The organism is Arthrobacter sp. B2I5 (assembly GCF_030816735.1).
GTDB lineage: Bacteria > Actinomycetota > Actinomycetes > Actinomycetales > Micrococcaceae > Arthrobacter.
Genome location: NZ_JAUSYF010000001.1, coordinates 3,439,021 through 3,465,081, shown reverse-complemented (window position 1 = coordinate 3,465,081; position 26,061 = coordinate 3,439,021). Strand labels below are relative to the sequence as shown.

Genomic DNA, 26,061 nt, shown 5'->3' with positions numbered 1-26,061 from the left:
CATCCGGCCGCCCGTCGCCGTCGTCCTTTCAGACCGGCCTTTCACACCGGCACCCGGAACGTAAACGTCGTTCCTTCGCCCAGGGTGCTGTCGACGCCGATGGTGCCGCCGTGTGCCTCAACGATTGCCTTGCTGATGGGCAGGCCCAGTCCCACGCCGGGGATGGCGGTGCGGCGGACGCTGCTGGTGCGGAAGAATTTGGCGAACACTTCGGAGGAGTCCTCCGGGCTCATGCCCATGCCGGTGTCGCTGACGCGGCAGGCCAGGTGCCCGTCCTCCTGGGCCAGCGACACCACCACCTCACCGCCGTCCGGTGAGTACTTGATGGCGTTGGACACCAGGTTGTCCAGGACCTGGGAGATGCGTGCGCCGTCCACGTGGGCCTCCAGGCGGTTGGGCGCTTCGGCCCGCAATTCAACCCCGGCGGCGGCTGCCCGGGGCATGGCCGAGGACACACTGCTGCGCACCAGTTCGGCCACATCCACGGCATGGGGCGTGACGATCAACTGGCCGTTCCGGCTGGACAGCAGGTCCGAGACCAAGGTCAGGAGCCGCTCGGAGTTCCGGCGGATGATCTCCAGCATGTCCCTCTGCGGCCCCTCCGGGTCCTCGGCCAGCAGGATCTCCACGTAACCAAGGATGGAGGTCAACGGTGTGCGGAATTCATGGGAGACGCTCGAGACGAAGTCGTCCTTGGCGGTGAGGGCGTTCACCAGGTCCGTCACGTCGCTGAAGACGATCACGGAACCGGCGAAGTTGCCCTCGGAATCCTTCATGGCACGCGCCGTGGTCACCATGGCCCGCTGGTCCTTCGCCTCACCCAGCCAGACCAGGTAATCGGTGAAGGTTTCGCCCAGGACAGCCCGGCGCACCGGCCGCTCCTGCACGGGAACCAGGGTCTTCCGGTCCGGGCCATAAACCAGCAGCTGTGACTCGTTGGGGTCGGCTATATCCTTGGGCCGGGCCAGTTCGTGGTTGGCGCGCTGCTTCCGGTTCATCAGGATGTCATGGCCGTCCGCGTCAACAGCCAGCACGCCAAGGTGCACGGTTTCCAGCACGGTGTTCAGCAGTGACTCCTGGCGTTTGCTCACGCGCAGGTTGGCCCGCAGCTGCTCGTCCTTTTCCTCCAGTTGGCTCTGCTGGCGCATCATGCTCAGGGTCAGGACGCTCACGGAGACGCCGATCCCCAGCATCATGACCGGCAGCAGGAGCGACCGGGCAAAGTCCTGCGGCGTGTAGGTCCCCTTCAGGAGCAGCGGCACCCAGATGATGGCCAGGGGACCCAGGAAGGAGAGCCACAACGCAGCCCGCGGGTAGTAACTGGATGCGCAGAGCCATATCACCGGGAACACGGCCAGCAGGCTGATGCCCGCGAGGCTTTCCTGGCCGCCTTCCCTTCCGGCTGCGATGGAGAAGAAGTCCAGCAGCGGGATGGCCAGGAAGCTGGTGTAGGGCAGCCGCTCCCATGGGATGAGGTAGCAAAGCGCCATGATGGCCAGCTGCGAGATGAGGAAGGTGACGAACAGGGGGTTGTCCATGGTGTCCGGGAAGAAACCCCACACCAGCAGGGCAGTCAGGATGGTGGTCACGAACAACGGCATTTGGCTCAAGGCCACCCGGTCCGTCAACCGGTATTCATGAAAGGGGCGCTTGAAAAACCGCAGCCGTCCGGAGGACCAGGCTGTGGGGTTGCTCATGGCGTGGAAGACGCGGATGTCGGGGTGTGCAAGGCCATAGCAGCAGGATATCGGCAGCCAGCTATACTTCTGACGTTGGCACTGAGGGGGCTCTATGAGTGAGGCACGTGTGGGTCTGGTCATCGAGGATGACCACGACATTCGGGAACTGGTACGCACTGTGCTGACCCAGGCTGGCTTTGACGTGAGTGTCGCCAGCGGCGGCGCGGAGGGCGTCCTGATGGCCAAGAGCCTGAATCCTGATGTCATCACCCTGGACCTGGGGCTGCCGGACATCGATGGTTTCGAGGTTTCGCGGCAGATCCGCGAGTTTTCCGATGCCTACATCGTGATGCTCACGGCGCGCGCCGAGGAACTGGACACGCTGATCGGGCTTGAATCGGGTGCGGATGACTACCTCACCAAGCCGTTCCGGCCGCGGGAACTGCGCGCCCGGGTCGCGGCCATGATGCGGCGGCCGCGCTCCGTTCCCGACCCCGGGGAGGTTGCGGTGGATGCTTCCCCGGACGGCACTGCCCACCCCGAGCGCGGAAACTTCAGCCACAACGGCCTGGAGCTCAGCTACGCTTCCCGCACCGTGGCCGTGGACGGCAAAGAGATGAACCTGACGCGCACGGAGTTCGAACTCCTGTACGCGCTGCTGGAAGCGGGCCGGACGGTCCGTACCAAGTCGGATCTGGTGCGGCGGCTCCGCGACGAGGATTACGACGTCGGCAGTTACATCAGCGAGGCAGACGAACGTTCCGTGGAGGTCCACATGGGAAACCTGCGCAAAAAGCTGGGTGACTCGCCGCAGCATCCGCGGTGGCTGCAGACTGTCCGTGGGGTGGGTTACCGCTTGGCGCCGGGGCAGCACTGAGCCTGCAGCCGGTGCGTGGTTTGCCTGCTGCACTGGGTGATGGGCCGCAGGTAGGTGGCTGCCAGCCTGGGCAGTGCCACCGACATGTCAGCGTGGCGCGCGTGGGCCCGGATCTCGTTCTCCAACTCCAGGGCAAGTCCGGCAAGCCGCTCTGCTCCCACCATTTGGCTTGAGGTTTTCAAGCTGAGGACGGCGTCCATGGACCCGTCCAGGTCACCCGTGGTCAGGGCCAGCCGCAACTTTCCCAGCCGTTGTGGCAGGAACTCGATGAAGTTCCCTACGAAGACCAGGGTGTACCCTTCTTCCTCCTCGAGTTCTTCCCGCAATCGGTCCAGGACGGACTGGTCAACCAGCGGCTTGGGCGCATCATCTGAAGTGCTCATGACACTCCTTTCTGCTGGAATTGCGGACCCGGGAAGCACGGCGGCTAGGTGGAGGTGCTTCGTCTTTTCAGGTTAGGACCGTTCCCCTGAGCCTGCAGAAGACCCGGCAAGAATTGTGGTTTTCTTGATGGGGCCAGCAGTTTCTGCCCATACAGCAGTTAGTGGCTTCCTCAGGAAGCGTGCGTCATCCGGCGGCTTCGAGGAAGTCCACCAACTGGGTTTCGAGGGCAGACCGGTCCTTAAGTTCGCACTCCCAGACTGTGAGTACTTCCCAGCCGGCGTCTTGGAGCTGGCGGCGCTGGCCTTCGTCGCGCTCGCGGGTCCTGGTGCGCTTGGCGGCCCAGAAGTCGGCGTTGGCTTTCGGGGCGTGCAGGCCAACCCTGCAGTCATGGAAATGCCAGAAGCAGCCATTCACAAAGATCACCTTGTGCCGGCCAGCGAAGACGAGGTCTGGATTGCCTGGCAGTTTGCTGCTGCCGGACTTGCCGTGCAGGCGGTAGCGATAGCCCTTGGCGTGCAGGAGGCGGCGGACCAACAACTCAGGTTTGGTGTTCTTGCCGCGGATCCGGGACATGTTCCAGCTGCGCTGCTCGGGGGTGAGCTTGTCTGCAGTGGGCCGGTCCGCCATCCTTCCAGTCTAGGAGGGCTTAGATCTCCCGTTCGGGCTGTTCGCCGAACACGAAGTGCCGGCCGCTGACGGACTTGGGTTCTATCTCCACGTAGAAGTCCTTGAGTGTAGGAACCCAGGTCTTCAATCCGAGTTGCTCAATGGCTGCGAGCTCATCCGAATTGCTGAGGACCCGTGCTGTCCCCCTGAGGACCACGGACCAGGCCTCCTGCGACAGGATGCCGTCCGTCTCGAACAGCACTTGGGCGTTGATGGTGAGTTGCGCGAGTTTGTTTCCCGGAGCCGTTCGAAGATAGAGCTTCCGGTTCGACGTCACATAGTTCACGGGGAAGATGTCCGGTTCCCCTGCGACAGAAACCACCAGCCGCCCATGCTGCGTTGCGGCCAGCAGACGCCAGGACTGCTCATCATCGAGTTCCAGGACGGGATTGCCGTCCGCGTGTTCAAACATCATGCGGTCATTCTTCTACTAAGGGTAGAAATACGCCAGAGGCTTTGTACCCCACCTCCCGCCTCTTTGTGACAGGTCCGTCAAGGCTTAACACTTCGGAAACAGGCTTGTGACCGTCCTGTCTTTCCTGCTGGATAGCGTCGCACGCAGGGCCGTGACGGCATCATGCAAACGAAAGCGAGGCACCCAATGGGCAGCGACTTGGATTCAACGCAATTACTGGAACCGGAGGCACCCGCTGGTGCCACCGTCGTCGGACGTTCTCCGGCAAGCACGACGGCGGGCAACACCGCCGCACTCAACGCCACCAAGGAAAGCCTTGAGGACTACACGCTGCGGTTCGCACCGCGCTCCTACCGCAAGTGGAGCGCCGGGGTGGTGGCCACCAGCGCGCTGGGCGGCATCGCCTACCTGGCGGACTTCTCGATTGGCGCGAATATTGGCATCTCGTACGGCACGGTCAACGCGATCCTGGGAATCCTGGTGGCCGCCGTCGTCATTTTCGCCACCGGGTTTCCCCTGGCCTATTACGCCGCCCGGTACAACATCGACCTGGACCTGATCACCCGCGGCTCCGGCTTCGGCTATTACGGGTCGGTGGTCACGAACGTTATTTTCGCAACCTTTACCTTCATCTTCTTTGCGCTGGAGGGTTCCATCATGGCGCAGGGGCTGGAGCTGGGGCTCGGCATCCCGCAGTGGCTGGGGTACGTCGCCTCCACCGTTATCATCATTCCGCTGGTGATTTACGGGATGAACACCCTGGCCAAGCTGCAGGTGTGGACCACCCCTCTGTGGCTGCTGCTCATGGTGGTTCCCGTGGGCTACCTGCTGGTCTCGCACCCGGAGAGCATCGACACCTTCTTCGCGTACACGGGTGCGTCCGGTAACGGTGGACCCAACCTGGCGTCCGTCATGCTGGCCGCTGGCGTGTGCCTGTCCCTCATGGCGCAGATCGCCGAGCAAATCGACTACCTCCGGTTCATGCCGCCCCGCACGGACGCCAATAAGGGTGCATGGTGGCGCGCAGTGATCCTCGCGGGTCCGGGCTGGGTGATTTTTGGGGCGATCAAGCAGATTGTGGGCCTGTTTATCGCCATCTACCTGATCGCCACGCTGGATCCTGCCGCCTCGGCTACCGCCAACGAGCCGGTGCACCAGTTCCTGGGCGTATACCAGGAGATGATGCCCGCCTGGCTGGCCATGACGCTGGCCGTGGTGCTGGTGGTCATCTCACAGATCAAGATCAACGTGACCAACGCCTACTCGGGCTCCCTGGCGTGGACAAATTCGTTCACGCGCATCACCAAGACGTACCCGGGCCGGATGGTGTTCGTCGTGGTGAACCTGCTGATCGCGCTGGTCCTGATGGAAGCGAACATGTTCGACTTCCTCAACACCATTCTCGGGTTTTACGCCAACTGCGCCATGGCATGGGTGGTCACGGTGGCGTCCGATATTGCCATCAACAAGTACCTGCTCAAGATCTCGCCGAAGGTGCCGGAGTTCCGCCGCGGCATGTTGTACGACGTGAACCCGGTTGGGTTCGTGTCCATGCTGGTGTCTGCCGGGGTTTCGATTGCGGTGTTCTTTGGGGCGTTCGGTGCCGCCATCCAGCCGTACTCGCCCATTTTCGCAGTGGGCCTGGCACTGGTGCTGCCTCCGGTGCTTGCCGTGGTGACCCGCGGCCGGTTCTACCTGCGGCGTTTTGACGATGGGATCGACCTGCCCATGTTCGACGCCGGCGGGAACCCCAGCGACGCTAAGCTCCTGTGCCACGTGACGGGGCTGGAATTCGAGCGGCCGGACATGGTGCGTTCCGGACAGGACGCTCCCGACGGCGGGATCCAGTACGTTTCTTCGCTCGCCTTGTCCACGGACAAGACGGGGGAGTTGGTGCTGCCGGCCCAGAAGTAGTTCGGGTTGAGCGTCTGACAAAGGAAGCCGGTGCCTTGTGCGCCGGCTTCCTTCATGACTTCTTCTGTTGCATTCCGGATGGTAGAACCGGGACGGGGTTGTGCCTGTGGATAAGTTTGATCGCCATAGTGTGACGTGGGCTACCCTTAACTCACTGTTCGGAGCAAGCCGTCTTGAAACTACTGGGGGAATAGCGGCCCATGACATCACAGAACTTCTTTTCGTCCCGCGCTGTGCGGTCTGGGGCAGCAGCCCTCATCGTTGGTTTTGCAGTGGTTTTGTCCGGCTGCAATTCCGGGGACTCTCCCGGGCCCGGCGCCACTTCGTCCCCTGTGGCGGCCGAGACGCCCACGGCCAGTGCCACACCAACCCCCACGCCCACACCCAGTGCGGTCTACAAGCCCGCCGACGCGTTCGGCCCCGCCCAGAACGTGCCTGTCCCCGTGCTGCCCGAGGTGGCCAAGACGGAGACGAAGGAAGGTGCAGAAGCTTTTACGAAGTATTGGTTCTCAGTTCTCAGTTATGCGTATGAGACGGGTGACACTGTTGCGTTATCGAAGCTTTCCAAGGCTGAATGTATTTTCTGTCAAGGACTCGTTGACGATATCGAAGCTGCTTGGGCTGAAGGCAAGTGGATTTCTGGTGGCCAAATAGACATCCCGGTTGCGACCGCAAAGCCTTCCACTAACGGCTCAATGCAGGTGATTCTTCAAGTGCTGCAGAAAGAATTGGTCATTCGTAACCAGGACGGAAGTCCGTATCAAGACAAGACTCCTGCAACGAATGCGGGCAGCGTCGCGATGGTGAAGTTTTCCGAAGCAGGATGGGTGGTCGACGACCTAGGGTTGATTCGGTAGCCATGGCTTACCCAGCCAAGGCTCTCGCAATTCTCGCCTGTTGTGCGGCGCTCTTGACGACATCGCCACTGGCCGTCCATGCCGAAGAGGAGGGGAAGCCACGGATCGGTGGTGGCTTCACCGATACCGGAGTCCACGTCGGCGCCGATAATTGGGTGCCCGATCCAAATACTGGCGAATTTAGTCGTGCTGAAACGGGCACCGCAAGCAGCGACCCCAACGAGTACAAGTACGAACTCCAATGCCACCTCGGCGGAGGGGATTTCGACACGCCTTGCCTTGCCCGCCAGCTCGACTGCAAGGACCGGGAGGACGGCGCCAAGGGCATTCCGGTCATGTGGCTGTCGCGGCCAAGAGGCGTACCAGGCGCGGTTTGGGCGCATCACTCGGGACCCACCTGCCTTTACGATCCGAAGCCCGAGGATCTCCTGCCCCGGATCGCCGCCGATATCCAGCGGCAGTTCCAGAACCTCCCGGTCAGTGCGGGGAAGGTCGTGGCGCAGCCCAGCCCCAATACCCTTCGAGGCGCCGAGACCAACTTCTACGCGGAAGCGGCTGAACAGCAGTTCGACATCACTATGTTCGGCCAACAGGTCCACGTGGTGGCAACGCCGGTCCAGTACACCTGGAACTACGGGGACGGCACCGTCTTCGGCCCGCAACCGTCCATGGGTGGAGCTTTGCCGCAGGACCGGTGGGGCGAGAAGACCCGGACCAGTCACGCTTACGCCTCCACCGGAGACTTCCAAGTGGTGCTGACGGCGTCGTTCCAAGGCACCTATTCGGTGAACTCCGGGCCGCCCCTTCCGATCCCCGGCCAGGGCCAGTTCAGCGCCCCGCCGCAGGGGATCAGCGTCTGGCGGTCGCTCACCCGCAACTACGCCGACGACTGCAACGCCAATCCCCAGGGGCAGGGCTGTCCGGGGGCCGGAGCAGCGCGCTAGGCGGGGAGGGCGGGAGCAAAAGGATAGTGACGTGTGATCCGCCTCGCACCAGCGAAAGTCCGGAATAGTTGCACGCGCCCCACAGTTGGCATAGGCAGTACGTCTTCAGCCTTCGAAAGGAACTGCGCATGCTGTTTTCCCCACTCACCCTCGGCGAACTGGAACTTCCCAACCGGCTGGTGATGGCACCCCTCACCCGCCTCCGCGCAGGTGAGAAGGGCGTCCCGGGCCCGCTCGTCGTCGAGCACTACCGCCAGCGCGCCTCCCTTGGCCTCATCGTCAGCGAGGGCATCTACCCCACCCCCGCGGGCCAGGCTTACCCCGGACAGCCCGGGATCGTCACCCAGGAGCAGGTTTCCGGGTGGAAGAAGGTCACTGACGCAGTCCACGCCGAAGGCGGCCGCATGTTCGCCCAGATCATGCACGGCGGCCGGGTTTCCCACCCGGACATCACCGGTGGGCTTCCCGTCGTCGGTCCGAGCGCCGTAGCAATTGACGGCGTCGTCCGGACCCCGGCCGGAAAGCAGCAGTACCCGGTGCCGCATGCACTCACCACGGACGAACTCCCCATGGTCATCCAGGAAATCGTCAACGCCTCCCTGAATGCCATCGAGGCAGGGTTCGACGGCGTGGAGCTGCACTCGGCCAACGGCTACCTGCTGCACGAATTCCTGGCACCGAACTCCAACGTCCGGACGGACAGCTACGGCGGATCGCCCCAGAACCGTGCCCGCTTTGTCATCGAAACCATCAATGCCGTGGTCGCAGCCCTCGGCGCCAACCGGGTGGGCCTGCGCATTTCCCCAGAGCACAACGTCCAGGGCATCGCCGAGACGGATGCCGCGGATGTTCGTGCCACTTACGAGGTCCTCGTGGACAGCATCGCGGCGCTCAACCTGGCATACCTGAGCATCCTGCACCACGAACCTGCCGGTGAACTCGTCCAGGACCTTCGCGCACGCTTCGGCGGCACCTTCCTGGTCAACACCGGCTTCGGCGTGATCACCACAAGGGAAGAAGCCGTGAGCCTGGTGGCCGAGGGCCACGCGGACGCTGTGGTGGTTGGCCGCCCCGCAATCGCCAACCCGGACCTCGCCCGCCGTTGGAAGGAAAGCCTTCCGCTGAACGAGCCCGACGCCTCCACGTTCTACGCAGAGGGCGCCACCGGTTACACGGATTACCCGGTGTACCAGGGCTAAGAGGCTGATCAGCCACGTTGAACAAAACGACGACGGCGGCACCCATCATGGGTGCCGCCGTCGTTGGCTGTCTGGGGTGCTGGTCCCGGGCAGCGGCGCCGTGGGGCCATCCGACGGCCTCCCGGCTGAAGACTTATGTGGCCCGCCGGACTCCATTGGATGCCGGCGGTGATCAGATGCTACTCCATCGAATGGACTCTTACCAGAGCCATTTTTGCCGGTCGGAAATCGGGCTAAAGTACTGCTTCGCGGCCAGTGCCTTCCTTCATCACCAAGCGTCCGTCCTCGATGGACACCAGCACGCTTTTGGGCCTGCCGCTGACCTTGGTGATGGCTTTCAGGCCACGGTTGGTGACCTCGACTCCAACCTGTGCACCCTTGGCCGGCAGCTCTACGGAGACCTCTGATGCGATGCCGAGAAGCGGATTCGTCGAGACTCCCAAATCTCTCCGCACTGCCTTCCCGTTCACGGTAACGGTGATGTTCGCCTCGTCGAACCCGTCCTGGAACACAACCAGCAATTCCCGCATGGTGGCCTCTTCCTCGAGCATGGGTGCCAGTGATGGCAAGTCCACTACAGCACTTTGCACGCCCCAGGGGAATACCTTTTGTTCCCGGCGGCGCCTCCGCGGGCATGGTGGCGGTGGAGCCCCGCAGGCCGGTAGGGCAAGATGTTCTGGTGACTCAACTGCCTGCACCTTCCCCCGCGTCCGCTCGCTCCAGCGCATCAGAGCCGGACGGGATCTTTGCCCAGATCGCTGCCGAGCTGGGGGTCAAAGCCTGGCAGGTGAAGGCCGCCGTTGAATTGCTCGACGGCGGGTCCACGGTTCCATTCATCGCCCGGTACCGCAAGGAAGCCACCGGGACAATGGATGACACCCAACTCCGCGACCTCGACGAGCGGCTCCGCTACCTCCGTGAGCTGGCGGACCGCCGTCGTGCAGTCCTCGAAGCGATCGAGGCGCAGGGCCAGCTGACATCGGAACTGCGCTCGGCAATCCTGGCAGCGGACACCAAGTCGCGGCTGGAGGACATTTACCTGCCGTTCAAGTCGAAGCGGCGCACCAAGGCTCAGATTGCCCGGGAAGCAGGCCTGGAGCCGCTCGCCGACACGCTCGTGAAGCGGCCGGATCTGGATCCCGAACGGGAAGCCGCGAAGTACCTCAACAGCGGGCATGCCATCGATGATGCAGCCGCCGCGCTCGCAGGTGCCAGGGCGATCCTGGTGGAGCGGGTGGCGCAGGATCCCGACCTCGCCGCGAATCTGCGGGACCGGCTGTGGAGCCAGGGCCGGATGGTGTCCCGCGTCAAGAAGGGCAAAGAGGCGGAGGGCCAGAAATTCGCGGACTACTTCGAGTTCGCCCAGGCGCCCGACAGGATGCCGTCCCACCGGATCCTTGCGCTGTTCCGCGGGGAGAAGGACGGCATCCTTGAGCTGGACCTCGCCGAAGCCGACCCCTCGGACGACGCCGCCCTCACCGCCGCCCGCGCCCGCTACGAGTCCGCGGTGGCCAGGTTTCTCGGTGTCGCCGACCGTGGCCGGCCCGCCGACGCCTGGCTGATGCAGACCGCACAGGTGGCCTGGCGCTCCCGCGTGCTGTCGCGCCTGACCTCCGACCTTCGCGCAAGGTTGTTCTCCGCGGCGGAAGACGATGCCGTCCGGGTCTTCGCCGCCAACCTCCGCGATGTCCTGCTGGCCGCCCCCGCCGGGAACCGCGCCACGCTGGGGCTCGATCCCGGACTGCGGACCGGGGTCAAAGTCGCCGTGGTGGACGGAACCGGCAAGGTGGTGGCCACTGACACCGTCTATCCCCACGCCCCCGCGCGGAAGTGGGACGACGCCCTGGCCACCCTGGTGGGTTTGGCGCGGCAGCACGCTGTCGAACTCATCGCTATCGGCAACGGAACGGCGTCGCGTGAAACGGACAAACTGGCAGCAGAACTGATCAAGCTCCTTCCCGGCGTCGACCGCAAACCGCAGAAACTCGTGGTGTCCGAGGCCGGTGCGTCCGTCTACTCTGCCTCCGCCCTCGCCGCGGCGGAACTGCCGGGAATGGACGTCTCACTCCGGGGCGCCGTCTCCATTGCCCGCCGACTGCAGGACCCGCTCGCAGAACTCGTCAAGATCGACCCCAAATCCATCGGTGTGGGCCAGTACCAGCACGACGTGACGGCATCGAAGCTGGACCGCAGCCTCGATGCGGTGGTGGAAGACTGCGTGAACGCCGTGGGCGTCGACGTCAACACGGCGTCGCCCGCGCTGCTGAGCCGGGTTGCCGGCGTCGGGCCTTTGCTGAGTGAAAACATCGTGGCCTACCGAAACGAACACGGGCCCTTCAACAAACGGTCGGACCTCAAGAAGGTACCGCGGCTGGGTGCCAAGGCGTTTGAGCAGTGCGCCGGCTTCCTGAGGATCACCGGGGGAGCGGAGCCGCTGGACGCGTCGAGCGTGCACCCGGAGGCGTACGCCGTGGCGCGGAAGATCCTGGTGGCCGCCGGTTCCGCACCCGCGTCCTCTCTGGACCCGCAAAAGTTCGTTGACGATACCTTCGGTCTGCCGACGGTCAGGGACATCCTGGCCGAGCTGGACAAACCCGGGCGCGACCCCCGGCCCGCCTTTGCCGCCGCCACCTTCTCGGAGGGGATCGTAAAGATCGCCGACCTGGTGCCGGGCATGATTCTCGAGGGAACCGTGACCAACGTTGCGGCATTTGGTGCGTTCGTGGACGTCGGGGTCCACCAGGACGGCCTGGTCCACGTCTCCGCCCTGGCCAACCGCTTTGTATCTGATCCGCGTGAAGTGGTGAAGTCCGGCCAGGTGGTCCGGGTGAAGGTCCTGGAGGCTGATCCGGAGCGGAAGCGGATTTCGCTGACGCTAAGGCTCGACGACGAACCGACCGGCGGCGGTGCAGGTTCCGGGCGGCGCGATTCAGCGCAGCCGCGGCCCGGGAAGCCGGGCGGGAAGGACAACCGCGGGGGAGCAGGCGGAGGAAAAGACGAGCGCAGAGGGCGCCCGGAACGGCAACAGCCGGGGAAGCAGCCATCGGGCAGGACCGGCGGCAGTGGCCGTCCCAAGCCGCCATCCGACCCTGTCAACACGGCTATGGCGGAGCCGCTCAGGAAGGCAGGGCTGGGCAAGTAGCCCTCCGGGTCCTTTGGCAGCGGCCGATTTTCTGCAAGGGTGGAGTATGACCTACTTCCTGGAATACACCGTTCCTACTGCCCCCGGTGATACCGAATTCGAGTTCCCGCATGACGAGATCAACTCAGGCACCACGGTCCCGCTGACCCAGACAGGCGCCGACGTGGTGCACACTCCCGACCTCCCGGCCCGCACCGGAATTATTGGGGCCACCGTTCCGGAGGCCAAGCTTGAGGCTGAGCAGCTGATTACCCACAGCCGCGCCTCGGAAGCATCCCTGTACTTTGACCCGTCGAACTCCCTGCAGGCGGGTGTGGGCACGCTGGTGAGCACTTTCAGTGAAGGCCGCGGCTGGCAGGACGTCTAGCCTCAGGCGTTCAGCCTGGATTTTGGCGTTCAGGCAGTGCCGCTGATCAGGCGTGGCCGCCCGAATCGCGTGCGTACTCCCGGCGAATAGAGGACTGATTCTGGCGGACCGCTAACGGTGACGCCTGCCGCCTTGATCAACCCGTCCTTGAGCTCGTGGACCTCCGCTCCGAAGAGCGGCCATGCCTGATGGCTGTTTGGTATGTAGGCGCTCCTGCCACAGAAGCGGCCGTGCATGCCGAACCTGGCAGTCAGAAAGACGGACAGGGGATCACTTGCGGCCGTACGAAGCCTGGGAACTACCGTGAAGTCGCTTCGTGCCCCCGCGGAACCAAACCGGCGCACGGAATAGCCCACAGGGAATTCGTCCGTGATGGAAGCAGCTTCCGCCCCGCCGTTCTCATGCTGCCGGCCGCTACCGCCGGGAAAGGGCGGCCATTGCCGGATGTGCGACCATACGTAGGGGATTCCCACCGCCCGCGTAGCCAGAACGACCGGCAGCCGGTCCGCATCCAGGCTCAGGAACACCACGCCGCGGGTGCCGTTTGGTTCCCGTGAGTAAAGCCGAACGTTGACCTCATTGAAGCTTCCCAGGTAGGGAATGCCCGGGCCACGTCCAATTCCGGCCTGCTCCATGCGAAAGCCGATCAGGCCCACCCATGAACTGCCGTCAAACACATCCGGCTGTACCCCGCCAGGCATGAAAGCGGCGGCCTCTTCCGCCGGGATGCGCCAGTGGAGGAAAACGGCGTCAAGCCACCGCTGGTCCGAGAACACCGGCGCGGGAAGTTCCGGCGGCCGCGGCCACGCTGCTGCGGCACTCAAATGTTCGGTCAAGGTCCCTCCGCTCCTTCGCTCGGCCCACCAAGCCTAGCGGGCGTTGCCACCATCAAAGACGGGGGAGCGGCACCTCCTCCTTCGACGCGGCCTTCTGTCCCTGTCCGGGGCCCATCTGGCGCTCTGGAAGTCCGCCTGCGTTGCATGGGTTCATTCGTTTCCGGGGGTGGTGGGGGTGGTTTGAAGTAGTGGTTTTGTTGTGGTGTTTGGGTGGGGTCGATGTGGGGTGGGGGTATGAACGTGGGTGTGCCGCGGGTGGTGGTGATTTTCCATTGTTCTTTGTGGATGAGGTGGTGGTGGTGGCTGCAGAGCAGGACGCCGTTTCCGGTGGTGGTGGGTCCGCGGTGTGACCAGTAGGTGATGTGGTGGGCTTCGCACCAGGGGGCGGGGATGGTGCAGTTGGGGAAGGCGCAGCCTTGGTCGCGGGCGGTGAGGGCGGTTCGTTGGGCTGGGGTGAAGAGGCGGGTTTTGCGGCCGAGGTCGAGGATTTCGCCGTGGGTGCCCAGGAGTGCGGGGATGATGTCGGCGTCGCAGGCGATTTTGCGCAGGGTGGCTGCGGCGACGGGGCCGGTGAACGCGAAGGTCCCGGTCCCTGCTGGTGTTCCTGTCCCGGTTCTCCGGTGTGCCCCTGTCCCAGTGTCTGCGTTGGTGCCGGTCCGGATGCCTGGGTGCGTGCGGGGTGTTCCCAGCCCCGGTCCCGGTGTTCTCGCTGTTCGCGGTGTTGTGCCGTTGGATGGAGTGGGGTGGGGGAAGAGGTCCTGGTAGTGGATGGTGGCGATGATCTGGGGGCGGTTGCCGCCGGTGGTGGGCAGGGTGTTGGTGGCGAGGGCGGTTTTGGCGGCGGTGATGATGCCGTCGAGTTGTTTTTGGGCGCGGGTGGGCCGGTCCAGGTCAATCGAGGCGCTGGGTTCGGTTGCGTTGTTCGCCGTGGGGCTGTCCCCGGCACCTGTACCTGCGCCTGTGCCTGTGGTGTTGTCGTTTCCGGTGCTGGTGTCGGGGGTGGTGGTGCGGGGGTTGGTGGCGGTGTTCATGACGGTGAGGAGGTGTTCGTATTGGTCGGTGGTGGCGAAGATTTCGACGTGGTGCAGGCCGTGGCGGGGTTTGCGGATGAAGGCGCCTTGGGTGTGGCGGAGGGCTTCTTCGGTGGGTTCGGTGCCGTCGGCGTCGATGGTGTCGGTCCAGCGTTGGGCCAGGCGGGTGAGGAAGTCGGGGTCGGTGGTGGTGGCGGCGTGGGTGAGGTGGTGTTCGATCCGGTCCAGGGTTTCTTCGGTGGTGTGGTGCTGGAGCCGGTCCAGGGTGGCGGTGATGATGGTCGCGGCGTGCGAGGACACTGCCGGTGCCTGGGGGTTGGGGTCCGATCGCGGGCCCGGGGTGAGGGCGGCGGCGAGGTGTGGCCGGGCTGGCGGGAGTGGTTCGCCGGTGAGGGTGGTGCCGGGGAGGACCTGCCGGGCGAGGGTGAGGCGGCGGCGGGCTTCGCGGATGGGGATCCGCAGGCGCAGGCGGAGGAACTCTGCGGTGTTCCGGCACCCGTCATCAGCCGGAGACGCCGCGGGGTGGCCGGGTGCAGCGGCTGCCCCGGGCTGGGAGGGCAAACCGGGCCAGGCGGTGTCGGTTTCGCGCACGGCTGTTGGGCTGGTGTCCAGGGTTTCGGCACCGTTGGCGTCCCACCCGGTGATCCAGCCCCGGGCCCGGCTGATGCGGGTCCTGGCCGCGGCGGTGTCGTTGATGGCCTGCGTGCGGGTCCGGTCCACAGCGCCGGCCGAGAGGATCTGCAGGTACTCCGCGGTGCGGACCAGTTCCTCAACCGCGTCGGCGAAGTCTGCGGCCTCGACATAGGAGACGGTTGCCAGCAGGTCCGGGGCGGCCAGGGCAGCGGCCGCAAGCTGCGCACCCAGTCCGTCCAATAAATTACGTCCAACAGGTGCCACGTCCCGTCCAACAGGTGCCGCGGAACTCGGGAGACCATGGGATGGCCGTGCGGGCTCTTCGTCGGTGGCTGCACCCTGCCGGGGGACTGCCTGAAGGTGGGCCGGGCGCGGCAGCCAACTGCCGGCGTCGTCCGCCTGCCCAAGATCTTCCCCAATGGCCTCCATAACCCAACTCTGCCAGCCACCACTGACAAAGAGGACACCCCAAAACCCCTATGTGGAAAACCCGGACAGCTGCGCTTATGCCTCTGGAACGGTGGCACCGGAACGGGCCGGCGCGGCTTCCTTTTGCCAGGGCCAGCGCCCCGTGATTTCCAGTTCCAGCGAGAAGCTGAGGAACGTCCTGATGAGCACGATGATGGCCAGCACCCCCACACTGGTGAACGTGGGCGTTACGGCAACGGTGCGGATAATGTCGGCGGCGACGAGCAGTTCGAGGCCCAGCAGGATGGACCGGCCCAGCAACTGCCGGTAGGACCGGTAAAAGCTTAGCTTTTCGGCGCCTTGTGGGAGCTGCCGCGGCTGATGTCCACGGATGGCCAGCGGGAGGGAAACCACGGCTCCAATCACCATCACTGCTACTCCAGCGAAGTCGACCAGTTGCCCAACCGTCTCAATGACCTGCCGAAAATCCATGCCCCGCCTTACCTCGGGCCAGGCGTCCCGCCGCCAACCTGGCTGTGACCATTTGGACGGCGGCACCCGTTATGGATGGCGGATGCCGTTCCCCGCCATGACGTCCTTGTACCCTTCCCTGAACGTGGGAAACGTGAAGGTAAACCCCGTGCTTCGCAGCAGGTCGTTGCGGCAGCGCTTGTTGCCTCCGCGGGCGGGACCAGCATCACCCACCGGGGGTTCGGGCTGGCGAAGGTCGGCGGCAAGGAAGCGCAATACGGATCCCAGATCGGCGGGCTCATTGTCCACTCCGACATAAGCAGGCGCGGGTGAATCTGCCATTGTGGCGAGGTGCACGATGGCGGCCGCGGCATCGTCACGATGGATCCGGTTGGTGTAGTGCACGTCTTCAGGGACGACTGCAGTGCCTGTTTTCACCTGATCGATCAACCGCGTCCGGCCCGGCCCGTAAATTCCGCCGAGCCTGAGTGCGGTGGCGGCAGTGCCCGTTCCTGCAAGCCTGGCATGGAGCAAGTCCTCGGCTTCCACCAGCACCCTCCCCGAGAAGCCGCCCGGATCCGGCTGCGTCGATTCATCCACCCAGCCTCCACCCGCGTCGCCGTAGATGGCCGTCGAGGAAACAAAGATGACCCGGTCGGGCCGCACGCCGTCACGCTCAAGCGCGTCCAGGACGTTTTCCACTCCGCGTACATACGCTGCGCGGTATGCCTCCTCGGAGGGGGAATCGGCAGCGACGGCAATGACGACGGCGGTGGTGTCCGCAGGAACCGGCGGCAGGTCAGGCGAGCCCAAGTCCGCCGCGGCACCTTCGATCGCTGCCGGCAGTTTTGCGGGGGACCGGCGCCATCCCACCACCCGGTGCCCCAACCCGGCGAACCTGAGCCCCGCCTCCGTGCCCAGGTCCCCGCAGCCCGCCATAAGAATCGTCATGGCCTACGGTGCCTCCACCGGGAAGAAGACGCGGGGGTCCTGCAAGAGTGCGGGGTAGGCGAATGCGGAACGGTCGATGATCTCCGTGACCTCGAAATTCCTGCCGAAGCGGCCGTCGTCGAGGGTAATGGGACGCCCCACCACCTGCCCCACCGCGAACCTGGCCCCGTTCTCGAACGGAACCGCAACCGGCGTCTTCCCCGGGAGGGTCCGGAAGGCCTCCTCCTGCGCCTGGCGCTTGCGCGTGGGCTTCTTCTGCTGCGGCTTGGGCGGCGCCTTCTTCGGCGCCCGGGACGGCCGGCGGGAGCCGTCGTCCACATAGACGGGGGAGTAGCCGTCATCTCCGGCGGACATGGCGGCCGCGGCAGCAGCGCTCCTGTTCACCGGCGGAAGCGCCACTGTGCTGAGCCGCTGCGGGTCGACGTCGTCATGCGGGTCCCTAAGGATCCACAGAATGTCTCCTTCCGGCTCCTGCGGCAGGAATTCGTGCCGGGGCTCGGGCCAGACGTAGTCCATCTCCGGAACGGCGTCGGGGAAGAGGGAGGCGTAGAACTTCGGTTCCTTGTGCACCAGCTTGGAACGGTGGCTCAGGTGGAAGTCGGGGTCCCCGAGCCATGGCGGCAGGATTATCCTGTCCGCGTAGTCCGGATGGGCCGCCTGGGGTGCGAACTCGGCGATGTTGGCGCGGGTGTTGTCAGGGTGGCCACGCTCGATCCACTCGTCCGCCATGGCCAGTCCATACATGGTGAGGGCCGGCACGTGGCCCATCCACATGCGGATCGCGGGGTGGCTCTGCCAGCCGTAGTCCGGAATCACCAGCGCCCGGAGTGTTTGCAGTGCTTCGACCCGCTGCTTACCCAGCCGTGCGGTGTCAAGGGCTTTGGCGCTTTGGCGGAAGTCGGGGTAAGGGAGGAAGGTTTGCATTCATTCAGTCTGACGGTCCCCGGCGGAAGTGCCAATTGCTGTGCCGGCTGCCACAGCATTGGGTGCTTTCTGTCCAAATAGTGGACACATGCATACGGCGTCCAGGTTGAGCCACTAAGATCACCGCAACCCCAACCGCGTTTCGGAAGCTCTCTCATGACATCTACACCTGACAAAGCCGTCACCCACGCCCGCACCGCCCTGCCCCGTTACGGGCAGTTGCTGGGCCCGGAAGCCCAGGGAATCCTGGTCCTCGACGAGTTCACCATCGATCCCGCCGCCGCGCGCAAGGACCAGCACCGGTTCCGCGACGGCATGGCCGCCGTCGCCAGGACGGTCCGGCGGATTGCCGCGCTTCGAGTGGTTATTGCGCTCGTGGCCATCGGCAACCTGCCGCTGTTCCTGCTGTCCAGTGGCTGGTGGATCTATGGAGTTTCGCTCACCCTTGTTGTTGCGGTCCACGCGGCCGTGACGCTGCTCAACCGGCACGAGCCGCGTCTCAAGCAGCGTTCTGCCCTGGAACTGCACATGCACCGCGAACGCAGCGCCAACTACCGCAAGGTGCGCGACGCCGTGAAGTACATGATCGACACCCCCACCCGCATGAACGAACACCTCTACCTGGAGTTGCTCGCCGTCAAACGGGTCGCCCTGAACCTGGCGCACGGCACGGTTGCCCTGCTGGATACCAGCGACGACTCCGCCTGGAAGGTGCGGATCGTCCGGGAACTGCCGGCCAGCTGAGCGCCTCTTCACTGCTGCTGCGGCAGCGGGCTGAGCATTAAAGAACGACGCCGGCACATCCCTTGTGGGGTGTGCCGGCGTCGTTTTTGGTCAACGGAATTTGTCTATCGCCGACCTGTCTGTGTTGCCTTCAAAGAGGCGGGGCGGCCAGGGCCGCCGGTGATGCTGCCGAGGCTGTTACGCGGGAAGCTGGATGACCTGTCCCTCGAACACGAGGTTCGGGTCCGCGATGGTGTCCAGGTTGGCGTCGGCAAGGTGCTGCCAGCCGCCCTGGATGCCCAGCTTCTGGGCAACAATGCTCAAGGTGTCCCCGGCCTGCAGGGTGTAGGTCTCACCGCTCAGGGCAACGGAGGTTGCGTGCCGCGGTGCCTGCTGGACCGGAGCGCTTTGGACGGGTGCGCTCTGAACCTGGACGCTTTGCACCGGAGCAGCCTGGACCGGGGCGGCCTGGACTGGCGCACTCTGGACCGGAGCGCCGCCGCCGCCGCTCAGGCCGAGCTGTGAGGAGCAGGACGGCCAGGCGCCCCAGCCCTGGGAGGCCTGCACCCGCTCGGCCACCGCGATCTGCTGTTCACGGCTGGCGTTCTCCGGCGAACCGGTTCCGCCGTAGGCGGCCCAGGTGCTGGGGGTGAACTGCAGGCCGCCGGAGAAGCCGTTGCCGGTGTTGATCGACCAGTTGCCGCCGCTCTCGCACTGCGCGAGTGCGTCCCAGGTGGACGTGGGGGTGGCTGCGTTGGCCGCCGTGGCTGAAAGTGCCAAACCTGCCGCGGAGACGGCGGCCAGGGTGACTCCGCGGCGTGCGGCAGTACGGAATTTGGTGTTTTTCATGATGGTGATGCTCCTGAAGGCCACCAGCGCTGGTTCCGTCCCCGGAGATCGTCGCGCCACTGCCCGCCCCTGACGAATAGAGGTCACTGTCGGTGGCTGCCGCTGGGCAGTTCTGGTGGAGGCAGCACCGGGCAATCAAAGAGCCCGCTGAACGGGCATACATTTCACGCTAGGACATCGCTGGGGCGTTATCAAATCGAGATTCCAGCGGGTGTGTCGGGTTGTGGTCCTGGCATCCGCCGGGCCAAGCGCTGCTAAGGCCCTGAAATGCCGGGAAGGCGCGAAACCGGGCGGGGCACTATTCTGACCGAATGGACAACTTTGCCGGCGGCAGCATCATGCCCGAAACCGAAACGGACCTTGCGGAACCCGTAGCCCCTGCCAAGCCCCTCCCGGTGGCAGAACTGCACCTCCACATCGAAGGCACGCTGCAGCCCGAGCTCATCTTCGCCTTGGCCGAACGCAACGGCATTGAGCTGCCGTACTCGGGACTGGACGAACTCCGCGAAAAGTATGAGTTCACGGACCTGCAGTCCTTCCTGGACCTCTACTACGCCAATATGGCGGTGCTGCGTACCCAGCAGGACTTCGCTGACATGACCCGGGCCTACCTGGAGCGGGCTGCCGCCGCCGGGGTCCGGCACGCGGAAATCATGATGGACCCGCAGGCGCACCTCTCCCGCGGCATTCCCCTGGAAGCGTGCGTCAACGGTGTCGCTTCGGTGCTGGCAACGTCGGAGGAGGAGTACGGCATCTCCACCCTCCTGATTGCAGCCTTCCTGCGCGATCTGCCGGAAGACTCGGCGCTGGAAGTACTGGACCGGCTGCTGGCCATGGAAGCACCCATCGGTGCCATCGGCCTGGACTCGGCCGAAGTGGGGAACCCTCCATCCAAGTTCGAGCGGCTGTATGCGAAGGCGCGTGAAGCAGGCCTGCGGTTGACGGCGCACGCGGGGGAGGAGGGCCCGGCGTCGTACATCGTCGAAGCCCTGGACCTGCTGGGCGTGGAGCGGATTGACCATGGAATCCGCTGCATGGACGATCCCGACCTTGTGGAGCGCCTCGTGGACGCCCGCATTCCCCTGACGGTCTGCCCCCTGTCCAACGTTCGGCTCCGCGCGGTGGACACCCTGGCCGACCACCCGTTGCCGGCGATGCTGGCTGCGGGGCTGAATGTTTCGGTCAACTCGGACGATCCTGCCTACTTTGGCGGTTATGTGGACGACAACTTCGCGCAGCTTACGTCGGTGTTTGACCTCTCCGATTTCGACAAGGCCCGCCTGGCAGCGAACTCCATCCATTCCTCCTTCGCATCCGAGGAGCGGAAGGCGGAACTGCTGGCGGAATTGAACGGCAGGGAAGTGTCCGACTAGCCGCCGCTGTGTCGGGGGCAACAGCCGGGCTTTCGGCCCGGTAAACTAAGTGCCGCAGGCGTGTCTGGGGAGTGCAAGGCAGCACCCATGTCAGCGCTTGAGGGTTATGCAGACGGCCCTTACCCGAGACCTCCGCCTCACTTGCGGCGCTATCCGCTTCATAGTCGGTCACGACACGCAGAGTTAACCAATTAAAGTCGCGCGATTTAATGGGCTGTTGGCAAGATGCCTAAGACCGATCGCTTTTATATAAGGGGAATCATGGCCAAGTCCACCGCAGAAAACACCTACCTTCGACTCAAGACCGTGCTGGATGTCCTGACCGAAGGCGTGTGGTCCGGCGATGCACTGAACGCAGGCCAGGTCCTGGCGGAAGCAACGGCCCGCGTGCCGTTCAACGAGCACGAGTCCGAACTCCTCAGCGGCGGCATCCCGCGCGGGCACAAGACCCTCACCTCGGCCACTGCCAAGCTGGTCAAGGCAGGCTGGCTGGTCAAGGGCCGGTCCGGCTGGACCATCACCGAGGATGGCATGCGCGCCACGGGGGCCTTCCCGGACGTTGATTCCTTCGCAGCAGCGCTCGACGCCGGCACGCCCGTTCCTGCCGACACTCCCGTTCCCACGGCTCCCGAAGGTTTTGTCCGCCCGGTCTCTGCCGCAGCGGCAACCCTGGAGGTCCCGTCCAAGGAGGAGGCTCCGAAGAAGACCGCCAAGAAGGCGCCTGCGAAGAAGGCAGCGTCGGCTGTGGGCAAGGCAGCCAAGGCTATCGAAGACGCCGTCGAGCCTGTAGTGAAGGCGGTCCGCAAGGGCAAGGCCTCGGCCAAGGACAAGACTGAAGCGGTGCCCGCTGCGGCTGCCGCCGAAACCTCCGGTGCCACCGAGCCGTTCGAAGGCCCCGACGTCGAAACCCTTCCGCAGCCCGAAGCTGTGGCCGTGGCCGGTGACTTCAACACCATCCTGGGTGCGCCCGAGAACTGGGCACCGCAGTACGACGAAGCGCAGATGGAGTTCGACTTCCTGGACCAGCTGTGGAAGAAGAGTGCTGAGCTTCCCGCCGGCTTCTACACCTTCAAGATCGCCCTGAACCGGTCCTGGACGGAGAACTACGGCGCTTTCGGTGTGTTCGATGGCCCCAACCACGAACTCCACCACGGCGGTGGCACTGTGACCATCCGCTACAACCACGCCACCCGCGACATCACCATCAACTAACGGATTGCCCTCCCGCCCAACTGGGTAGCAGTAAATGTCGTTTTGGAGACTCATAACGACACTTACTGCTACCCAGTTGGGAGGGGGCGTCAGGTCCGGGAGGAGCATTATGGGCAGGCATGAACGCCCGGCGCGCGATGAGTCGGGTCAGGAAGCGGTGCGGCTGGACGCCCGCGTGTCCGGGATGGTGCAGGCTGTGGGCTTCCGCTATTGGACGATGGGCCAGGCTGAGGAACTTGGGTTGTCGGGGGAGGTGAGGAACCTCGACGACGGTTCGGTTTCGGTAGTGGCCGAGGGGCCGGAGCCGAAGGTGCGCCAACTCCTGGAGTGGCTCAACTCCGGCCGCACGCCGGGCCGTGTAGACGACGTGGAGGCCTCGATGTCCGAGGCCTCAGGAACATTCCGCGGCTTCCGGGCGCACTGAAACTCTGCCGGCCGTCCTGAGGCTTGTTTCCCCCTCTATTCCCGCGGGCTCAATCCGATAAAGGCCCCCAACTCTTCCAGGGCTGCAGGCTTGTGCGGCATGTAGCTGGTGAGTTCGGGGGAGCGGATGATGACAGCCCGCCACTGGCCGCGGGATACCGCCACGTTGATGCGGTTCCGGTTCAGCAGGAACTCCGCGCCGCGCGGTGCCTCTGACACCGCCGAACATGCCATGGAAACCAGCACCACCGCCGCTTCCTGGCCTTGGAACTTGTCCACCGTGCCCACCCTGACATCAGACAGTCCCGCCTCTGCCAGGTTCCTGCGGATCAGGTGGACCTGGGCGTTGTAAGCGGCCACCACCAGCAGGTCCTGTTGCTCCAAGGGACGGGCCTCGCGGTCCGGGCCACAAATCCATTTCAAGCCGAGGTGGCGCCGGACTTGGTGAACCACTTCCCCGGCTTCTTCCTTGGATGCAGTGGTGTTGCCGCTGTGGTTGACGAACACCGTCTCCACCCCGGGGGGAAGGACCTCCAGTTCGCGGAGGGACGCGGCAGGAGCTGACTTGAGCTTTCCTTCGTAACTGAGGTCCGACACGGCCCGGCATAGCTCCGGATGCATCCGCCACGTGTCTGCCAGGAAGTAGCCCAGGTTCGCGGGCAGGGTGGCGTGCCCTGCCGCGAGCCAGCCGAGGGCGGACTCATCCACTGGTTCCGGGTGCGCACCCTGGGTGACTTGCGGGAGCTGCTGGGGGTCACCCAGCAGGAGCAGCCGGCCGCTGGCACGGCTGACCGCCAGGGTGTTGGCCAGGCAGAACTGGCCCGCCTCGTCAATGACCAGGAGATCAAGGGACCCGGCGGGGACTTCCTTGCCGGTCATGGTCCACGCTGTGCCGCCCACCAGGCATCCGCCGGGTGATGCCAGCAGGCGGGAAACGTCGCCTTCGGAAGTGAGGCTCCAGGGAACCGGATGAGGAGCGGCCAGTTTCTTGCCCACCACCTGCGGATCCACTCCGCCGGTCTCGATGGCCCGGCAAAGCAGGTTTTCCACCACGTTGTGGGACTGGGCCACCACTCCGATCTTCCAGCCCTCAGCCACCAGCCTGCCAATGACATGGGCCCCCACGTAGGTCTTGCCCGTTCCTGGCGGGCCTTGGACGGCGAGGTAGGAATGGTACAAGTCCCGCAAGGACTCGGTAATGGCCCCGGCGTAATCGGCGGCGCCATCGTCCCCATGCTGGACCTCTGCCGGCCCTGGCAGCGAGCGGAACCGCGGCGGCAGCTTGCGCAGGATGTCCAGGCCCGGCTGCGCCGGGAGGGACGGCACGGAGGAACCGACCGCGGAGGCTATTTCCGCAATGGCCACTTCAATGCTGGTGGTGCCCAGGGGCTGGTCCTCCGTGAGTGCTACAGGCAGGTGCGGGTAGGCACGGACCTTTCCGGACTCCCGCTCCGCAATCGTGACGAAGTGCTCAGGTCCGTCCGGCGCCGCCTCCAGGTCACTGATCCTGGTACCGAACGAGTAGGCCCTTGTCCCGGGCGCAGCCTCCGGAGCGGTCATGCCATCAGGTCCCGGGGCGTCGTACAGCCGGCACCAGCTGGAGTCGGCCCGGAAATCGGAGCCCTCTGTCATGGTGCCCCGCAGCCTCAGGACGCGGGTCTGCATCCGTTCCCGGGGCTTGGCCAACGCCCAATCGGACACCACTTCGGCTGACGACACAACGAACACGTTCCGCTGGTCGGACCAGTTGTCCAGCGGTGCCTCGACCCGGTCGAAGTGCTGCCACCAGAACTGCTTGCGCTCACGCCGGTGATATCCGGTGGCGGCCACCACCATGGCGATGGCGCGCTCGTCGTCAGTCCAGGGGCGGTCGTCCGGCAGGCCGGCAAGATACCCCCGGAGCCTGTCTTCCTCCGGCGCCTCCTCGGCAGGGTCTGCATCATCCGAGTCGGTTGCTGCCGGAGCCGGAACGTGGGCTGGCTGCGGAGCAGCATCACGGGGATCTGCAGCCTCGGCTCCGCCACCCTGCCTGCCACCGGCTCCTGCTCCCAACTGGAGCAACCAGTCCCGCAGCCGCAGGGTGGAGAGGCAGTCGTACTGGTTGTAGTCGGAAATCGAGTTAAGGATCGTATCGGCTTCGTCCTGACGCCCCTCGTCGCGTGCGGCGCAGTAGGCGGCATAGGCCACCACGGAGGCACCGGCGTCCTTGACGTCACCGGAGCGGAGGTTGTCTCCCATGTACAGCGGTTCCAGCTTCTTGATGGAGTACGACGCTTCCGAGATCCGGAGGGAATGCCGCACCGTTGCATACAGGTCCACCAGCAACCCCTGCCGGAGCCAGTCGTCCACCGTGTCCTCGCCGGCCTGGTGCGCGAGGGAGAGATTCCGCAGCGCCGTCTTTTCGTACGGGGCGTAGTGGTAGACGTGCATGTCCGGATACCGGGCACGCCGCTTCTCCACGTACTCCAGGAAGTCCAGGAAAGCGCGGCGTTCCCCGGAGCGGGAGTGCGCCCAGAACGGACGGAACACCGGCTCGCTTTCCGGTCCCGCAACCGGTGCCTCGATCACTCCGAAGAGGTACTCAATGCCCCAGGCACCTGTGGCGGGGTCCTGCCACAGCGGATCGCCCTCGAAGTCGAAGAAGATGTCCCCGGCGCTGGGTGCAGGCAGGGACCCGATGGTGTGGTGAGGCAGGACGGTGTAGGAGACCGTGTGAGGCTGGCCATCCTTGGTGAACGTCCGCGAGCCGGCCGGCTGGTCCAGGCCCAGCTGCATCCGTGCCTGCGCCCGGAGCCGGACCACTGCGCTCCTGGCCTCGCCGGCCGGCATGGCCGCCAGTTCATCGATGGTGGTGATGTTTTCGTCGAGGAGTTTCCGCCGCTGGACCACGGACATGCCGGCCACCATCAGCAGGTCCCGGTGGACCTGCACCTGCTCCGCGCAGTAGTCGCAGCGCCCGCAATGCACAATGCCGTCCTGCTGCCACTGCACAGGGGCGTCAGCGGCCCGGTGTGCGGCTGTGAGTTGGCGGAAGCGCCGCCGTCGCTCGCGGAAGACGGGCAGCAGGTCCGGCAGGGAATGGCTGCTCCGCAGCCAGTCGTCGCCGATGCGGGTGCCGAGCACGAGCGTGACGACGGGCGAGGGATCCAGCCCCATCCGGAGGAGCTGGTCGCCGTAGGCTGCGAGCTGCAGCAATGCGCCTACCTTTGCGTGCCGGGCGAGCTTGGTGTCCCAGACCTCGTAACGGCCCGGCCTCCCGGTGCCTGCAGCCTCGTTGACCAGGAAATCGGCATAGCCCAGGAACTCGCCGTCGAAAAAGGTGGCCTGGAAAACGACGTCCGCTCCGGAGCGAAGAGCGAGTTCGGTCTCTGCATGTTTGGCCTGCAGGTCGCCACGCAGGTTCTCGCCGCGCTCCAGGGAGTAGACGCCCGACCCGCGGCTGGCGTCCCATTCGCCGTAAGTGGCCACCAGGCTTGCGAGCACGGTCTGCTCATGCCGGTCGCCCAGCTCGCCGGCACGCTTCTGCATCTCGTCAGCGGGGAATTCCGCCTTGGGAGCGCGTCCCAGCTTTTCGTCCAGGATGCGGAGCGTGCGGTATTCACACTCGGATGCAGCAACAAGGTCGCTGGCTGAGAAGACCAGGTCCGGCTGGGCAGCGGATCCGTCGTGACCAACGGCAGCGTCAAGCAGAAACACGGGGCCTCCCCAACTGTGTGCGGGCCCGGAGACGCTTCCCCTGGCCTGGAATCAAACCTAGCAAGAGGGACTGACAAACAGGCGGGC

The 26,061-nt window shown here is 65.0% G+C and carries 23 protein-coding genes; 11 read left to right on the top strand and 12 right to left on the bottom strand.

The features are described from left to right. Positions 1–41: 41 nt before the first annotated feature. Entirely contained in the window at positions 42–1,697 is a 1,656-nt protein-coding gene (locus QFZ60_RS16095) for a cell wall metabolism sensor histidine kinase WalK (RefSeq protein ID WP_307091765.1), read from the bottom strand. A 94-nt stretch (positions 1,698–1,791) separates the two neighbouring features. Here QFZ60_RS16095 and QFZ60_RS16090 point away from each other — a divergent pair, with 94 nt between their 5' ends. Further along, positions 1,792–2,556, top strand: a complete 765-nt coding sequence (locus tag QFZ60_RS16090; RefSeq protein WP_307091763.1) for a response regulator transcription factor — start codon at positions 1,792–1,794, stop codon at positions 2,554–2,556. On the opposite strand, the gene QFZ60_RS16085 is transcribed toward QFZ60_RS16090, so the two are convergent. From QFZ60_RS16085 to QFZ60_RS16075, 3 genes are all read right to left on the bottom strand, one after another. Next, positions 2,529–2,939, bottom strand: coding sequence for an Hpt domain-containing protein (locus QFZ60_RS16085; RefSeq protein ID WP_307091762.1), 411 nt, complete (start codon positions 2,937–2,939; stop codon positions 2,529–2,531). The two genes, QFZ60_RS16090 and QFZ60_RS16085, sit on opposite strands and share 28 nt — an antisense overlap. A 184-nt stretch (positions 2,940–3,123) precedes the next feature. Continuing rightward, positions 3,124–3,567: a very short patch repair endonuclease gene (locus QFZ60_RS16080; RefSeq protein ID WP_307091760.1), complete on the bottom strand. Its 444-nt coding sequence runs from the start codon at positions 3,565–3,567 to the stop codon at positions 3,124–3,126. A 19-nt stretch (positions 3,568–3,586) separates the two neighbouring features. Next, positions 3,587–4,021 (bottom strand): pyridoxamine 5'-phosphate oxidase family protein, encoded by a 435-nt coding sequence (locus tag QFZ60_RS16075; RefSeq protein ID WP_142120143.1) that lies wholly within the window; start codon positions 4,019–4,021, stop codon positions 3,587–3,589. Between the two features lie 186 nt (positions 4,022–4,207). Here QFZ60_RS16075 and QFZ60_RS16070 point away from each other — a divergent pair, with 186 nt between their 5' ends. From QFZ60_RS16070 to QFZ60_RS16055, 4 genes are all read left to right on the top strand, one after another. Next, positions 4,208–5,935: a cytosine permease gene (locus QFZ60_RS16070; RefSeq protein ID WP_307091759.1), complete on the top strand. Its 1,728-nt coding sequence runs from the start codon at positions 4,208–4,210 to the stop codon at positions 5,933–5,935. A 200-nt stretch (positions 5,936–6,135) separates the two neighbouring features. After that, positions 6,136–6,792 (top strand): DUF6318 family protein, encoded by a 657-nt coding sequence (locus QFZ60_RS16065; protein WP_307091757.1) that lies wholly within the window; start codon positions 6,136–6,138, stop codon positions 6,790–6,792. Positions 6,793–6,845: 53 nt separating this feature from the next. Then, positions 6,846–7,736: a PKD domain-containing protein gene (locus tag QFZ60_RS16060; protein WP_307091755.1), complete on the top strand. Its 891-nt coding sequence runs from the start codon at positions 6,846–6,848 to the stop codon at positions 7,734–7,736. A gap of 128 nt (positions 7,737–7,864) precedes the next feature. Continuing rightward, complete coding sequence (locus QFZ60_RS16055; RefSeq protein ID WP_307091754.1) at positions 7,865–8,935, top strand: alkene reductase; 1,071 nt, start codon at positions 7,865–7,867, stop codon at positions 8,933–8,935. 233 nt (positions 8,936–9,168) lie between these two features. Here QFZ60_RS16055 and QFZ60_RS16050 read toward each other — a convergent pair whose 3' ends face one another. Beyond that, on the bottom strand, positions 9,169–9,486 hold the full coding sequence (locus QFZ60_RS16050; RefSeq protein WP_307093347.1) for a hypothetical protein: 318 nt from the start codon (positions 9,484–9,486) through the stop codon (positions 9,169–9,171). 137 nt (positions 9,487–9,623) lie between these two features. Here QFZ60_RS16050 and QFZ60_RS16045 point away from each other — a divergent pair, with 137 nt between their 5' ends. Next, positions 9,624–12,077, top strand: coding sequence for a Tex-like N-terminal domain-containing protein (locus tag QFZ60_RS16045; protein WP_373427724.1), 2,454 nt, complete (start codon positions 9,624–9,626; stop codon positions 12,075–12,077). A gap of 46 nt (positions 12,078–12,123) precedes the next feature. After that, positions 12,124–12,444: a hypothetical protein gene (locus tag QFZ60_RS16040; RefSeq protein ID WP_142120153.1), complete on the top strand. Its 321-nt coding sequence runs from the start codon at positions 12,124–12,126 to the stop codon at positions 12,442–12,444. 29 nt (positions 12,445–12,473) lie between these two features. Here the strand turns inward: QFZ60_RS16040 and QFZ60_RS16035 are convergent, their stop codons facing one another. The 5 genes from QFZ60_RS16035 to QFZ60_RS16015 form a co-directional block, all read right to left on the bottom strand. Beyond that, complete coding sequence (locus QFZ60_RS16035) at positions 12,474–13,280, bottom strand: YqjF family protein (protein ID WP_307091750.1); 807 nt, start codon at positions 13,278–13,280, stop codon at positions 12,474–12,476. Then, on the bottom strand, positions 13,277–15,373 hold the full coding sequence (locus QFZ60_RS16030; protein ID WP_307091748.1) for an HNH endonuclease signature motif containing protein: 2,097 nt from the start codon (positions 15,371–15,373) through the stop codon (positions 13,277–13,279). Before QFZ60_RS16030 ends, QFZ60_RS16035 begins: the two co-directional genes overlap by 4 nt. Positions 15,374–15,448: 75 nt before the next feature. Then, a complete protein-coding gene (locus QFZ60_RS16025; protein WP_307091746.1) occupies positions 15,449–15,844 on the bottom strand; it encodes a DUF1622 domain-containing protein in 396 nt (131 codons plus the stop codon). 69 nt (positions 15,845–15,913) lie between these two features. After that, positions 15,914–16,774, bottom strand: coding sequence for an NAD-dependent epimerase/dehydratase family protein (locus QFZ60_RS16020; protein ID WP_307091744.1), 861 nt, complete (start codon positions 16,772–16,774; stop codon positions 15,914–15,916). A gap of 3 nt (positions 16,775–16,777) precedes the next feature. Then, positions 16,778–17,698, bottom strand: a complete 921-nt coding sequence (locus tag QFZ60_RS16015; RefSeq protein ID WP_307091742.1) for an MSMEG_6728 family protein — start codon at positions 17,696–17,698, stop codon at positions 16,778–16,780. Positions 17,699–17,854: 156 nt separating this feature from the next. On the opposite strand from QFZ60_RS16015, the gene QFZ60_RS16010 reads away from it, so the two are divergent. Beyond that, entirely contained in the window at positions 17,855–18,442 is a 588-nt protein-coding gene (locus QFZ60_RS16010; protein WP_307091740.1) for a hypothetical protein, read from the top strand. A gap of 177 nt (positions 18,443–18,619) precedes the next feature. Here QFZ60_RS16010 and QFZ60_RS16005 read toward each other — a convergent pair whose 3' ends face one another. Next, positions 18,620–19,270: a transglycosylase family protein gene (locus tag QFZ60_RS16005; protein ID WP_307091739.1), complete on the bottom strand. Its 651-nt coding sequence runs from the start codon at positions 19,268–19,270 to the stop codon at positions 18,620–18,622. A gap of 311 nt (positions 19,271–19,581) precedes the next feature. On the opposite strand from QFZ60_RS16005, the gene QFZ60_RS16000 reads away from it, so the two are divergent. The 3 genes from QFZ60_RS16000 to QFZ60_RS15990 all read left to right on the top strand — a co-directional run bounded on the left by QFZ60_RS16000 (position 19,582) and on the right by QFZ60_RS15990 (position 22,279). Continuing rightward, positions 19,582–20,643, top strand: a complete 1,062-nt coding sequence (locus QFZ60_RS16000; RefSeq protein ID WP_307091737.1) for an adenosine deaminase — start codon at positions 19,582–19,584, stop codon at positions 20,641–20,643. 261 nt (positions 20,644–20,904) lie between these two features. After that, positions 20,905–21,855: a glycosidase gene (locus QFZ60_RS15995; protein WP_307091736.1), complete on the top strand. Its 951-nt coding sequence runs from the start codon at positions 20,905–20,907 to the stop codon at positions 21,853–21,855. A 109-nt stretch (positions 21,856–21,964) separates the two neighbouring features. Next, positions 21,965–22,279, top strand: a complete 315-nt coding sequence (locus QFZ60_RS15990) for an acylphosphatase (protein WP_307091735.1) — start codon at positions 21,965–21,967, stop codon at positions 22,277–22,279. A gap of 35 nt (positions 22,280–22,314) precedes the next feature. Here the strand turns inward: QFZ60_RS15990 and QFZ60_RS15985 are convergent, their stop codons facing one another. Continuing rightward, positions 22,315–25,974 (bottom strand): TM0106 family RecB-like putative nuclease, encoded by a 3,660-nt coding sequence (locus tag QFZ60_RS15985; protein WP_307091734.1) that lies wholly within the window; start codon positions 25,972–25,974, stop codon positions 22,315–22,317. Between the last annotated feature and the right edge of the window lie 87 nt (positions 25,975–26,061).

Bases quoted from the DNA above. Each gene is read 5' to 3' on its own strand.
- QFZ60_RS16095 (WP_307091765.1), bottom strand. From the start codon at position 1,697: ATGAGCAACCCCACAGCCTGGTCCTCCGGACGGCTGCGGTTTTTCAAG.
- QFZ60_RS16090 (WP_307091763.1), top strand. From the start codon at position 1,792: ATGAGTGAGGCACGTGTGGGTCTGGTCATCGAGGATGACCACGACATT.
- QFZ60_RS16085 (WP_307091762.1), bottom strand. From the start codon at position 2,939: ATGAGCACTTCAGATGATGCGCCCAAGCCGCTGGTTGACCAGTCCGTC.
- QFZ60_RS16080 (WP_307091760.1), bottom strand. From the start codon at position 3,567: ATGGCGGACCGGCCCACTGCAGACAAGCTCACCCCCGAGCAGCGCAGC.
- QFZ60_RS16075 (WP_142120143.1), bottom strand. From the start codon at position 4,021: ATGATGTTTGAACACGCGGACGGCAATCCCGTCCTGGAACTCGATGAT.
- QFZ60_RS16070 (WP_307091759.1), top strand. From the start codon at position 4,208: ATGGGCAGCGACTTGGATTCAACGCAATTACTGGAACCGGAGGCACCC.
- QFZ60_RS16065 (WP_307091757.1), top strand. From the start codon at position 6,136: ATGACATCACAGAACTTCTTTTCGTCCCGCGCTGTGCGGTCTGGGGCA.
- QFZ60_RS16055 (WP_307091754.1), top strand. From the start codon at position 7,865: ATGCTGTTTTCCCCACTCACCCTCGGCGAACTGGAACTTCCCAACCGG.
- QFZ60_RS16050 (WP_307093347.1), bottom strand. From the start codon at position 9,486: ATGCTCGAGGAAGAGGCCACCATGCGGGAATTGCTGGTTGTGTTCCAG.
- QFZ60_RS16040 (WP_142120153.1), top strand. From the start codon at position 12,124: ATGACCTACTTCCTGGAATACACCGTTCCTACTGCCCCCGGTGATACC.
- QFZ60_RS16030 (WP_307091748.1), bottom strand. From the start codon at position 15,373: ATGGAGGCCATTGGGGAAGATCTTGGGCAGGCGGACGACGCCGGCAGT.
- QFZ60_RS16025 (WP_307091746.1), bottom strand. From the start codon at position 15,844: ATGGATTTTCGGCAGGTCATTGAGACGGTTGGGCAACTGGTCGACTTC.
- QFZ60_RS16020 (WP_307091744.1), bottom strand. From the start codon at position 16,774: ATGACGATTCTTATGGCGGGCTGCGGGGACCTGGGCACGGAGGCGGGG.
- QFZ60_RS16015 (WP_307091742.1), bottom strand. From the start codon at position 17,698: ATGCAAACCTTCCTCCCTTACCCCGACTTCCGCCAAAGCGCCAAAGCC.
- QFZ60_RS16010 (WP_307091740.1), top strand. From the start codon at position 17,855: ATGACATCTACACCTGACAAAGCCGTCACCCACGCCCGCACCGCCCTG.
- QFZ60_RS16005 (WP_307091739.1), bottom strand. From the start codon at position 19,270: ATGAAAAACACCAAATTCCGTACTGCCGCACGCCGCGGAGTCACCCTG.
- QFZ60_RS16000 (WP_307091737.1), top strand. From the start codon at position 19,582: ATGGACAACTTTGCCGGCGGCAGCATCATGCCCGAAACCGAAACGGAC.
- QFZ60_RS15995 (WP_307091736.1), top strand. From the start codon at position 20,905: ATGGCCAAGTCCACCGCAGAAAACACCTACCTTCGACTCAAGACCGTG.
- QFZ60_RS15990 (WP_307091735.1), top strand. From the start codon at position 21,965: ATGGGCAGGCATGAACGCCCGGCGCGCGATGAGTCGGGTCAGGAAGCG.